Below are 11,635 nucleotides of genomic sequence, written 5' to 3'. Positions count from 1 at the left end.
GGCGCTGATCGTGGCCTCGAGGGCGTCGACGCTGTGAAATGAGCCGCGTCGGATGGCTTGCTTGGTGATGATGCCGAAGAAGATCTCGACCATGTTCAACCACGAGCAACTCGTCGGTGTGAAATGGAGGGCGACCCGGGGGTTCTCTGCCAGCCAGGCCTTCACGTTCGCGTGTTTGTGGGTGGCGTAGTTGTCGCAGACAACGTGCAATTCGACGTCCGGGTGGGCGTTGGCGACGAGGCCGAGGAAGTCGACGAACTCCGCATTCGTGTGTTTCTGGTAGCACTTGTCCGCGGAAAGTTTCCCGGTCGCGATCTCCAACGCGGCGAACAGTGTCGTCGTCCCGTTCCGTTTGCAGTCATGGGTTCGCGCGGCAGGCCTGCCCTTCTCTAACGGTTGGTCCGGGCGGGTGCGATCCAACGCTTGGATCTGCGACTTCTCATCGACGCTGACCACAACCGCGTTCTCCGGCGGTGACATATAGAGCCCGACGACATCGCGCAGTTTCGCTTCCAGCTCCGGGTCGGTGGAGAACTTGAAGGTGTCGAGCCGGTGTGGCTGGATGTTCCATTTGCGCCAAATCCGGCCCACGGACGCGAACGAGATCCCCAGCCGGTCAGCCATCAACCGCACCGACCAATGTGAAATGCCCAGATCAGCGGGCGGTTTCCCGCTGTCGGCGAGGGTCTCGGCCACAACCGCGAGCTCGTCGATGACCGGCACGCGGCCGGGTCGGGGCGCATCGCTCAGCCCGTCGAGCCCGGCCTCGCCATACCTGTTCCGCCATTTCAGAACGCTCGGACGGGACAAATTCACCCTGTGGCTGATCTCGACATTCGGCACCCCCTCCGATGCGAAGAGCACAGCCCGCGCGCGCGACGCCATTGCCGTCGACGCCCCATGTCCCCGAGTCAGAGCCTCAAGTCGAGACTGATCGCCATCACGCAACACCAACGCTTGAGCCAGATACATGACTCAATTTTGCCAGCGCGCCTAACGTAAATGAAACAACGACACGCGACACTAGGCGCGTCAGCGCGGGTCCGCGAGACTCACCGTCTCGAGGTATTCGGGCACTCTGGCCGGCCAGCCGAGGGTGTGCTTGATGCGCGCGCGCAGTTCGTCCGCCGCATCCGGTTCCCCGTGGGTGATGTAGGTCATTGACGGTGCCTGCGGTGCCGTGCGCATCCAGTCGATCAGTTCTCCGCGGTCGGCGTGCGCCGACAGGCCCTCGACCTGCACCACTTCGGCGAGAATCTGCACGTCCTGGCCGAAGATCCGCAGCGTGGTTTCGCCGCGTGCGAGTGCCGCGCCACGGGTGCCGCCGGCCTGGAACCCGCTCAACACGATGGCGTTCCTGGGATCCGAGCCGTAGGCCGCGATATGGTGCAGGATCCTTCCACCGGTGAGCATGCCGCTCGCCGAGATGATGACCATCGGCCCACCGCGCAAGTTGAGCAGCTTCGAGTCATCGACGGTGCGCACCAGTCTCGCGATGGAGTACATCGCGTCAAACTCTGCCGGCGACACCCGATGCTCGTCCTCGTGCCGTTGGTAGATCAGCGACGCGTCGACCGCCATCGGACTGTTGAGATAGATCGGGATGTCGGGGATCGCCCCCTTGGCGCGCAGCCGGGAGAGGTGAAGCAGCAGACTCTCCGCCCGGCCGACCGCAAACGACGGGATCAGCACGACGCCGCCCCGGCTCGCCACCCGGGTCACGATCTCGCCGAGCTGGGCCTGAGGGTCTACCGCCGGATGGTCTCGATTGCCGTAGGTGGACTCGGTGACGAGCACGTCGACCGCGCCGAGTGGGCGGGGTTCGCGCATGAGCGGGTCTCTCTTGCGGCCGAGGTCGCCTGTGAAGTGCACCCGGGAGCCTGCCGCGTCGAGAGTCACCTGGGCTGCGCCGAGGATGTGGCCGGCCGGCACGAGGGTCGCGCTCAGCCGGTCGGCGATTTCGAATTCCCGGTCGAACGGCGTGACCCGGAATGACTCGAGCGCCCGCTCGGCATCCTTCACCGTGTAGACCGGCCGCGGAGGGTGATGCTTCGACGACCCGCGCTTCTGCGCGTACCGCGCCTCCTCCTCGAGAAGGTGTCCGCTGTCGACGAGCACGAGGGAGCAGAGTTCCGCCGTGCCGGAGGTCGCGTAGATCGGGCCGGCAAAGCCATCCCGAACGAGCGCGGGAAGATACCCGGAGTGGTCGAGGTGCGCGTGGGTGAGCACCACCGCGTCGATCGAGGCCGGATCGACCGGGAACGGGAGTCTGTTGCGATCCCGCAGTTGCTTGTAGCCCTGGAACATCCCGCAATCCACGAGAACACTCGCGTCGCCCACCGAAACGAGGTAACGGGATCCGGTGACCGTCTGCGTGGCGCCCAGAAAACGCAGGGTTGCTGCACTGCTGGCCATCATGACGCGGGCCTTTCGAGTAGGGGGCGAGCGGTCTCCCGCGCAGCAACGACGTTGTTGGTGTAACGAGTGTGACACAGGCGATATGGTGCTTAGTGTTTCTCAACACGCGTGCGGCCAGGCCGGAGGATCTCGTGACGGATGAGCGCGCCCACGACGAGCACGCACACGAAGTGCGCGAGGTGATGAGGGCCGTGGCGGAGCTCCAGATCGCCACAGACGCCTACGACGCGGCGGCCGCCGTGCGACTGGGGGTCAACCGCACCGACCTCGCCCTGTTGAGCCTGCTGGACTCCCGCGGGCCGCTGAGCCCCGGCGAGCTGGCGCTGGGACTGAGGCTGACGCCGGCCTCCACGACCGTCGCCATCCAGAGGCTCACTCGGGCCGGGTACGTCACCCGGGTGCCGGATGCCACGGATCGCCGCCGCGCGACCATCGAGCTGACCGACGCGGCGCTGGCCATCACGCGGGAGGACTACGGTCCGATCGGGGAGCAGGGGGCCAGGCAGTTGGGCGACTATTCCGCCGCCGAGCGCGCGATCATCCTGGACTTTCTTGCCCGGTCGCGGCGTCTGCTCGAAGAGCACGGGGAGCGCATCTCGGCCGATGGGCCGCCGAGTAGTTAGATGAACTAAATATCTGGAATGGTCGGGGGATCGCCCCGGGAAGGGACCCGGCAGGGACCCGGCAGGGACCCGGCAGGGACCCGGCACCATGGCACGCGACGACCGTATCCGCCGACTCTTCGACCGATTCCTCAGGGCGTGGGGTGACAGCGACGCCGCTGCGTATGTAGCCTGCTTCACCGAGAACTCGGACTTACGTCTCATTCGACGGCACCCGGTCGGCCGGCCGCGCGCCCATCCAAGCCGCCCACGATCAACTCTTTCGTGGCGTTCTGGCCGGGTCCAGGCTCGTCGGCGAGATCGAATCGATCAGGTGCCTCGGGCCGGACACCGTGCTCATCTACGCGAATGCCTCGGTGCTGATGCCCTGGCGAACCGCCCTGCCGAAGGGCCGGCTGTCGCGCCAGACGCTCGTGGCGGTGCGCTCCGGGGATGGCCGGCTGTTCCGCGCCGCACAACGGCCGGGTGCGCCCGGTGCGGATTCCGCGAGTCGATTCGATGCCGTCGAGACTGGCCAGACTTCCGGGGCGGATCGCCCGTCGTCTCGGAGTCGGACAGGCTCGAGCGAGCGTGTGAGCCGGGCTGCGGCACGGGCTGGTGTGGAGACGAGGGGAATCGAACCCCTAACCCCCGCCTTGCAAAGGCGGTGCTCTGCCAATTGAGCTACGTCCCCGTGGGCCACACGTGGGGATACCAGGACTTGAACCTGGGACCTCTTCGTTATCAGCGAAGCGCTCTAACCGCCTGAGCTATATCCCCGTGGACAGATACGAGAGTATCGCACCTGCCGAGATTCGGTAAATCGAGTCCATTCGGACCCGAAATTCGCGAATTAGTTGTTGGTGAAACCGACCAGCAGGCCTCCGGTGATGCGCACGGTGAAGTTGTACAGCACCGCCGTGATCGCACCAAGCGCGGTGCCGACCACCGTGTTGAGAATCGCGACGACGAGGGAGAACACCGCCACCTGGGGCAGCGAGAAGGTCTGGGCGACGCTGAACGGCTGGTTCAGGATGTCGGTCAGCAGCGAGTCGATCTTGCCGAAGACGCCGGTGGTGTTGAGCACCACCCAGATCAGCATGCTCGCCACGACGAGCACGATCCCCAGCGAGACCGCCACCAGGAATGAGAGCTTCACCGCCGACCAGAAGTCGATGTACACGAGCTTGAGGCGAACCTGCTTGGTCGCGGAGGCGCGCTGCGACTTTCGCTGGAGTTTTTCGGCGACGCTACTCATCTACTGTTTCGTCCTTTCCGGTCTGGACATCTCCCGCCGGATCCTCATCAGAGGGCTCCGTCTCGTCGACATCCAGATTTCGTTCACTGTTTTTCGCGACTGCGATGATCCTGTCGTCGTCCGCGAAACGTGCGAACACAACTCCCATGGTGTCACGACCCTTGGCCGGCACCTCGGCGACAGACGAGCGTACCACCTTGCCACTGGCAAGAACCACCAGAACTTCGTCGTCCTCCTCCACGATGAGCGCCCCGGCGAGGTCGCCACGGGCCTCCTGGAGCTTGGCCACCTTGATGCCGAGACCGCCCCGACCCTGTAAGCGATACTGGTCGGCGGCCGTGCGCTTGGCGAACCCGCCCTCGGTAACCACGAAGACGTAGCCGTCGTCGCTCACCACCGAAGCATCGAGCAGCGTGTCGTCGTCACGGAAGTGCATTCCGATCACTCCGGAGGTTGCGCGCCCCATCGGACGCAGCGCCTCATCGGATGCCGTGAACCGAATCGACATTCCCTTGCGCGACACGAGCAGAAGGTCCGAGTCCTCCTCCACGAGCATCGCGGAGACCAGCTCGTCCTCGTCCCGCAGGTTGATCGCGATGATGCCGCCGGTGCGATTCGTGTCGTACTCGGAGAGCAGGGTCTTCTTCACGAGTCCGCCGCGGGTGGCGAGGGCCAGGTATTTGGCCACCTCGTAGTCGCGGATGTCCAGGATCTGGGCGATCTCCTCGTCCGGCTGCAGGGCGAGCAGGTTGGCCACGTGCTGGCCCTTCGTGTCGCGGCCGCCCTCCTGAACCTCGTAGGCCTTTGCGCGGTAGACGCGCCCCTTGTTCGTGAAGAACAACAGCCAATGGTGGGTGGTGGTGACGAAGAAGTGCTCGACCACGTCATCCGCCCGCAGCTGCGCGCCCTTGACTCCCTTGCCGCCCCGATGCTGGGTGCGATAGTTGTCGCTGCGCGTGCGCTTGATGTATCCGCCGCGGGTGACTGTGACGACCATCTCCTCCTCGGGGATAAGGTCTTCCACGTTCATGTCGCCGTCGAAGCCGAACATGATCTCGGTGCGGCGGTCGTCGCCGTATTTGGCGACGAGCTCGGTGAGCTCCTCGGTGACGATGTCGCGCTGGCGCTGCGGGTCGGCGAGGATCGCGTTGTATTCGGCGATCTGGCGTTCGAGCTCGTCGGCGTCGTCCATGATCTTCTGGCGCTCGAGGGCGGCGAGGCGGCGCAGCTGCATGCTGAGGATCGCGTTGGCCTGGAGTTCGTCCACGTCGAGCAGGGCCATCAGCCCGTCTCGGGCGTCCTCGGCGGTCGCCGATCGACGGATGAGCGCGATCACCTCGTCGAGAGCGTCGAGGGCCTTGAGGTATCCGCGCAGGATGTGTGCTCGCTCCTCGGCCTTGCGCAGACGGAACACCGTGCGGCGCACGATGACCTCGATCTGGTGGGCCGCCCACGCGGTGATGAATCCGTCGATCGCGAGGGTGCGCGGGATGCCGTCGACGATGGCGAGCATGTTCGCGCCGAAGTTCTCCTGCAGCGAGGTGTGCTTGTAGAGGTTGTTGAGAACCACCTTGGCGACGGCGTCGCGCTTGAGCACGACCACGAGGCGCTGGCCGGTGCGTCCTGAGGTCTCGTCGCGGATATCCGCGATGCCCGAGATCTTGCCTTCCTTCACGAGCTCGGCGATCTTGAGCGCGAGGTTGTCGGGGTTCACCTGGTACGGCAGCTCGGTCACGACGAGGCACGTGCGACCCTGCAGTTCCTCCACATTCACAACGGCGCGCATCGTGATCGATCCGCGACCCGTCCGGTAGGCGTCCTGGATGCCCTTGACCCCGAGTATCTGGGCCCCGGTGGGGAAGTCCGGTCCCTTGATGCGCTGGATGAGCGCCTCGATCAGCTCCTCCTTGGTCGCGTCGGGGTGAGCGAGGTGCCACAGCGCGGCCTCGCCGACCTCGCGAAGGTTGTGCGGCGGGATGTTGGTGGCCATGCCGACCGCGATGCCGACCGATCCATTCACCAGCAGGTTCGGGAATCGGCTCGGGAGCACGAACGGCTCCTGGGTGCGTCCGTCGTAGTTGTCCTGGAAGTCGACGGTCTCTTCCTCGATGTCCCGCACCATCTCCATCGCGAGCGGAGCCATCTTGGTCTCGGTGTACCGGTGTGCCGCCGCGCCGTCGTTGCCGGGGGAACCGAAGTTGCCCTGTCCGAGAGCGAGGGGGTAGCGCAGGCTCCACGGCTGAACGAGACGAACGAGGGCGTCGTACACCGACGAGTCACCGTGCGGGTGGAACTGCCCCATCACGTCGCCGATGACGCGGGTGCACTTGGAGAATCCCTTGTCCGGGCGGTAGCCGCCGTCGTACATCGCGTAGATCACCCGGCGGTGAACCGGTTTGAGGCCGTCCCGAACCTCGGGAAGGGCGCGACCGACGATGACGCTCATCGCGTAGTCAAGGTAGGAGCGCTGCATCTCGAGTTGCAGGTCTACCTGGGTGATCTTGTCGTGGGCGAGGTCGATCTCCTTGCCGGCGATCTGCGGTTCGGCGTCGTCCGGGGGTGTTACGTCAGCCATTGAATTCCAGTCTGTGGTGTGCCGTTGGTGAAGATTTCGATACGGCCGCGGGCGGCCTGCTGACTAGATGTCGAGGAAGCGCACGTCTTTCGCGTTCTTCTGGATGAAGCTGCGGCGGGACTCGACGTCTTCGCCCATGAGGGTCGAGAAGATCTCGTCCGCGGCGGCGGCATCATCCAGGGTGACCTGCAGCAGGGTGCGGGTTACCGGATCCATGGTCGTCTCCCACAGTTCCTTGTAGTCCATCTCACCGAGGCCCTTGTAGCGCTGCACGCCGCTCTCCTTGGGCATCCGCTTGCCGGCCGCGGCGCCCGCCGCGAGCAGGGCGTCCTTCTCCCGGTCGCTGTAGACGTATTCGTGCGGGGAGTTGCTCCACTTGAGGCGGTAGAGCGGCGGCTGGGCCAGATAGACGTAACCCAGGTCGATGAGGGGACGCATGTAACGGAACAACAGGGTGAGCAGCAGGGTCGTGATGTGCTGGCCGTCGACATCGGCATCGGCCATCAGCACGATCTTGTGGTACCGGGCCTTCTCGGGGTTGAAGTCCTCGCCGACCCCGGCGCCGAACGCCGTGATCATGGCCTGCACCTCGTTGTTGGCAAGGGCCCGATCGAGGCGCGCCTTCTCCACGTTGAGGATCTTGCCGCGCAGCGGCAGGATCGCCTGGAACTCCGGGTTGCGGCCCTGCACGGCCGAGCCGCCGGCCGAGTCACCCTCCACCATGAAGATCTCGGACAGGCTCGGGTCGTTGCTCGAGCAGTCGCGCAGCTTGCCCGGCATGCCTCCCGACTCGAGCAGTCCCTTGCGGCGGGTCTGCTCGCGCGCCTTGCGGGCGGCGAGGCGGGCGGCCGAGGCCTGGATGGCCTTGCGAATCACGTCGCGGGCCTGGGTGGGGTTGCGGTCGAACCAGTCGCCGAGCTGGTCCCCGGTGATGCGCTGCACGAACGACTTGGCGATGGTGTTGCCGAGCTTGGTCTTGGTCTGGCCCTCGAACTGCGGTTCGGCGAGCTTGATCGAGATGACCGCGGTCAGACCCTCGCGCACGTCGTCCCCGGTGAGGTTCTCATCCTTCTCCTTGATGATCCCCTTCTCCCTGGCGTACTTGTTCACGAGGGTGGTGAGCGCGGCGCGGAAACCCTCTTCGTGGGTTCCACCCTCGTGCGTGTTGATCGTGTTCGCGTAGGTGTGCACGCTCTCCTGGTAGGAGGTGGTCCACTGCATCGCGACCTCGAGCGAGATCTTGAGTTCCTTGTCTTCGAGCTCGAAGGAGATGATCTCGGGATGCACCACCTCGACCTTCTTCGCCGAATTGAGGTACTGCACATAGTCGACGAGACCGTTCTCGTAGAGGTAGGTCACCGAGACCGGCTCGGCGCTCTCGGCGTCGGCGTTCACGCGCTCGTCGGTGAGGGTGATCGACAGTCCCTTGTTGAGGAAGGCCATCTGCTGGAACCGGGCGCGCAGCGTCTCGAAGTCGAACTCGACGGTCTCGAAGGTCTCGGCGCTGGGCCAGAAAGTCTGGGTGGTGCCGTGCTCATCCGATTCCTCGCCCTTGGCGAGCGGCGCGTCGGGAACACCGTTGGTGAAGCTCATCCGCCAGACTGCCCCTTGTCGGCGGACCTCGGTGTCCATGTGAGAGGAGAGAGCATTGACGACGGAGATGCCCACGCCGTGCAGGCCGCCGGAGACGGAATAGCCGCCGCCGCCGAACTTGCCACCTGCGTGGAGGATGGTCATGACCACCTCGACGCTGGACTTGTTCTCCGACTTGTTGAGGTCGACCGGGATTCCGCGGCCGTTGTCGATGACGCGAATGCCGCCGTTGCGCAGCATGGTGATGAGGATGGTGTCGCAGTACCCGGCGAGGGCCTCGTCCACCGAGTTATCCACGACTTCGTAGACGAGGTGGTGGAGCCCGCGCGGGCCGGTCGATCCGATGTACATGCCCGGACGTTTGCGCACCGCTTCGAGCCCCTCGAGGACCTGGATCTGATCTGCGCCGTAGTTGTCTTCAGATTCGGAATTCGAGCGGTTTGCTGCCATGTGAAATTGGTCTCCTGCCGGGTGGATCGATGAGCCGTTCGCGACCGGGGTTCCCAGAAGGAAGCTGTCATGACGACCGTCCAATTCTACCAAACACGAACGGGGTACAGGTCCGAAAACGCCCGTCTGGGGACTTTATTTCGGTGCGGCGACCTATTTTGCCTAGTTAGCCGTAAGTATCGCGCGGACCGCGCCCTGGGATTGATCTGGGGCCTCTTTTCCAGGAGGGGGCACCCGGCCCTTCAAAACGGATCGAGTCGATGCCGGCATCCGGATAGCGCACACTGATCTGCGTCATGATCTGAACCCGCATCAGGCGAAGCTGCGTCGCCCACGCCGTCGAGTCGCAACGCACCGTGAGCACCCCCTCTTCGATTCCGACCGGAGTCGAGTGTTCTGAGGTCTCGGCGCCGGCGATCTGCGCCCAGGAAGAGAGCAACTCCGATCGCGCGAGCGGCGAATTCCAGCCGAGCCGGGTGGTGAGCGCGTCCACGATCGAGCCGAGTCCCTCCGGGTCGCGGCCGGCCCCGAACGGAACGCTCGATCCCGGCTCCTTCTTCGCGCGCTTGCGGGCGTCGTTCGATCTCGACGAGCCGTCGCCGAAGACGCGACGGAAGCGCAGGTAGACCGCGGTGGATTCGCTCGGCGCGTTGTCCTCGGTCATGGCGTGCTCTCCACAATCGTTCCGTGGGCGATGTGCACCGTGTTGCCGGTGAGGGCCGCCGGCACATCGTCGAGCACAGCGGCCGTGATCAACACCTGCTCGAAGTCACCAACGGCAGCCGCGAGCCTCAGCCGGCGAGACTCGTCGAGTTCGGCGAACACGTCGTCGAGCATGAGCACCGGGTCGCCGGTGTTCGATTCACGGCGAAGAATGTTCGCCGACGCCAGTTTGAGGGCGAGGGCGAACGACCAGGATTCGCCGTGACTCGCGTAGCCGCGCGCGGGGAGACCGTTCAGCTCGAGGACGAGGTCGTCCCGATGGGGACCAACAAGGGTGATCGCGCGGTCGAGTTCGCTGCGCCGAAGCCTGCCGAGCGCCTCCCGGAACGCGCCGGACGCCTCCTGGGCGGTGATGATGTCCCGCCTCAAGGCCACGCCACCCGCGTCGTCGGACTCGGATCCGCCACTGAAGATGCTCAGTTGGCTCGCGAGCGTCGCGTGGTGGTCCTCGCCGGCGACCGCCGTGTAGGCCGCGGTGACCTCGGGCTGAAGTTCCGTGATCAGTGCGCTTCGCGCCTCGATCAGTTGCGATCCGAGATCCACGAGCCGATCGTCCCAAATGTCGAGGGTTCCCAGTTGGTTGCCCTTGACCCCGGATGCCCTGGCCGACTTCAGCAGGGTGTTTCGTTGGCGCACCACCCGGTCGTAGTCGGCGATGACTCCGGAGAGTCGGGGAGAGCGCAGCACGAGCAGCTCGTCCAGAAAACGACGGCGCCCCGACGGCTCCCCGCGAATCAGCGCCAGGTCTTCCGGAGCGAACAACACACTGGAAAAGTACCTCGGCAAATCCCGCGTCTTGATCACCGAGCGGTTGATCTGCGCGCGATTCGCCGACGAGCGGTTGATCTGCACCTCGGCGAGAACCTGTCGTTCGCCGTGCTCGAGGCGCGCACGGATGATCGCCGCCTCCGCCCCCTGGCGGATCAAGGCGTGGTCGACCGAGACCCGATGCGATCCGAGGGTGCTCAGGTAAGCGAGGGACTCCACCAGATTGGTCTTGCCCTGGCCGTTGCTGCCGACGAACAGGTTGGCGCCGGCGACCAGCGGCACCTCGGCGGTCGTGTAATTACGAAAGTCGGTGAGGCTGAGGTGGGTGACGATCACGCTGTCACTGGACTAGTCGACCGCTTTGACCGAGTGCCCACCGAACTGGTTGCGCAGTGCGGCAACGGCCTTCATCGCCGGAGATCCCTCCGGCTGGCGCGACACGAACCGGGCGAAGATCGACGCACTGATCGTGGGAACCGGAACGGCGTTCGCGAGCGCCTCCTCGATGGTCCAGCGACCCTCGCCGGAGTCTTCGACGTAGCCCTCGATGTCCTTGAATTCCGGGTCCTGCTCGAGCGCGCGCACGAGAAGCTCGAGCAACCAGGATCGCACGACGGTGCCGCGCTGCCAGGCCTTGAAGGTGCCGGTGACGTCCTTGATGATGTCGTCACGCTTGTCGAGGAGCTCATATCCCTCGGCGTAGGCCTGCATGAGGGCGTATTCGATTCCGTTGTGCACCATCTTGGCGTAATGGCCGGCTCCGATCTCGCCGGCGTGCACGAAGCCCTCCTCGCGAGGACCCTCCGGTCGCAGCGCGTCGAAGATCGGCATTGCCAGGTCGATGTTCTTCTTGTGGCCACCCACCATGAGGCCGTAGCCGTTGGCCAGGCCCCAGATTCCGCCGGACACTCCGGCATCCACGTATTCGATCCCCTTGTCGGCGACCAGCGCGGAGTGTTTGAAGTCCTCGGTGAAGCGCGAGTTGCCGCCGTCGATGATGAGGTCGCCGGCCTCGAGCACGCCAGAGAGCTCCGTGACGACCGCGGTCGTGATCTCGCCGGCCGGAACCATGATCCACACGATGCGTGGGGTGGGCAGAGCCTTCGCGAGTTCCTCGATGCTCGGAACATCGGACACGGCCGGGTTCCGATCGAAGCCCGTGACCTCGATGTCGTGAGCGCGCAGGCGCTCACGCATGTTGTTTCCCATTTTTCCGAGACCAACGAGGCCGATGTGCATGGCGTACTT

9 protein-coding genes, 2 tRNA genes and 1 pseudogene are annotated in these 11,635 nt (G+C 65.1%); 2 read left to right on the top strand and 10 right to left on the bottom strand.

Annotated elements, in window-relative coordinates:
* Together VIM54_RS09110 and VIM54_RS09105 are read right to left on the bottom strand one after the other, a co-directional pair.
* Nucleotides 1–972 (bottom strand): IS630 family transposase (locus VIM54_RS09110; protein WP_331900710.1); only part of this gene is annotated, 972 nt, incomplete at its 3' end.
* Between the two features lie 60 nt (nt 973–1,032).
* On the bottom strand, nt 1,033–2,418 hold the full coding sequence (locus VIM54_RS09105; protein ID WP_331900708.1) for an MBL fold metallo-hydrolase: 1,386 nt from the start codon (nt 2,416–2,418) through the stop codon (nt 1,033–1,035).
* 92 nt (nt 2,419–2,510) lie between these two features.
* Between VIM54_RS09105 and VIM54_RS09100 the strand changes: the two genes are divergently transcribed.
* Nucleotides 2,511–3,041 (top strand): MarR family winged helix-turn-helix transcriptional regulator, encoded by a 531-nt coding sequence (locus VIM54_RS09100; protein ID WP_331900706.1) that lies wholly within the window; start codon nt 2,511–2,513, stop codon nt 3,039–3,041.
* A 203-nt stretch (nt 3,042–3,244) separates the two neighbouring features.
* Nucleotides 3,245–3,463, top strand: a pseudogene (locus tag VIM54_RS15935) (hypothetical protein); the annotation flags it as partial.
* A 178-nt stretch (nt 3,464–3,641) separates the two neighbouring features.
* Here the strand turns inward: VIM54_RS15935 and VIM54_RS09095 are convergent.
* The 8 genes from VIM54_RS09095 to gnd all read right to left on the bottom strand — a co-directional run bounded on the left by VIM54_RS09095 (nt 3,642) and on the right by gnd (nt 11,626).
* Nucleotides 3,642–3,714: transfer RNA gene (locus VIM54_RS09095), tRNA-Ala, on the bottom strand.
* Nucleotides 3,715–3,726: 12 nt separating this feature from the next.
* Nucleotides 3,727–3,800, bottom strand: a tRNA-Ile gene (locus VIM54_RS09090).
* A 73-nt stretch (nt 3,801–3,873) separates the two neighbouring features.
* On the bottom strand, nt 3,874–4,278 hold the full coding sequence (locus VIM54_RS09085) for a DUF3566 domain-containing protein (RefSeq protein ID WP_331900704.1): 405 nt from the start codon (nt 4,276–4,278) through the stop codon (nt 3,874–3,876).
* Nucleotides 4,271–6,853, bottom strand: coding sequence for a DNA gyrase subunit A (gyrA, locus tag VIM54_RS09080; RefSeq protein WP_331900703.1), 2,583 nt, complete (start codon nt 6,851–6,853; stop codon nt 4,271–4,273). The genes VIM54_RS09085 and gyrA overlap by 8 nt, the downstream gene beginning before the upstream one ends.
* Before the next feature lie 63 nt (nt 6,854–6,916).
* Nucleotides 6,917–8,896 carry a DNA topoisomerase (ATP-hydrolyzing) subunit B gene (gene gyrB / locus VIM54_RS09075; RefSeq protein ID WP_331900701.1) on the bottom strand — a complete coding sequence of 660 codons (1,980 nt, stop codon included), beginning with the start codon at nt 8,894–8,896 and terminating at the stop codon, nt 6,917–6,919.
* Between the two features lie 166 nt (nt 8,897–9,062).
* Entirely contained in the window at nt 9,063–9,560 is a 498-nt protein-coding gene (locus VIM54_RS09070) for a DUF721 domain-containing protein (RefSeq protein WP_331900699.1), read from the bottom strand.
* Complete coding sequence (recF, locus tag VIM54_RS09065; protein WP_331900697.1) at nt 9,557–10,723, bottom strand: DNA replication/repair protein RecF; 1,167 nt, start codon at nt 10,721–10,723, stop codon at nt 9,557–9,559. The genes VIM54_RS09070 and recF overlap by 4 nt, the downstream gene beginning before the upstream one ends.
* Nucleotides 10,724–10,735: 12 nt before the next feature.
* Complete coding sequence (gnd, locus tag VIM54_RS09060; RefSeq protein WP_331900695.1) at nt 10,736–11,626, bottom strand: phosphogluconate dehydrogenase (NAD(+)-dependent, decarboxylating); 891 nt, start codon at nt 11,624–11,626, stop codon at nt 10,736–10,738.
* Nucleotides 11,627–11,635 lie beyond the last annotated feature (9 nt).

This window comes from Lacisediminihabitans sp. (assembly GCF_036569425.1).
In the GTDB taxonomy this organism is placed as follows: Bacteria; Actinomycetota; Actinomycetes; order Actinomycetales; family Microbacteriaceae; genus Lacisediminihabitans.
This window is presented reverse-complemented; position numbering and strand designations above follow the sequence as displayed.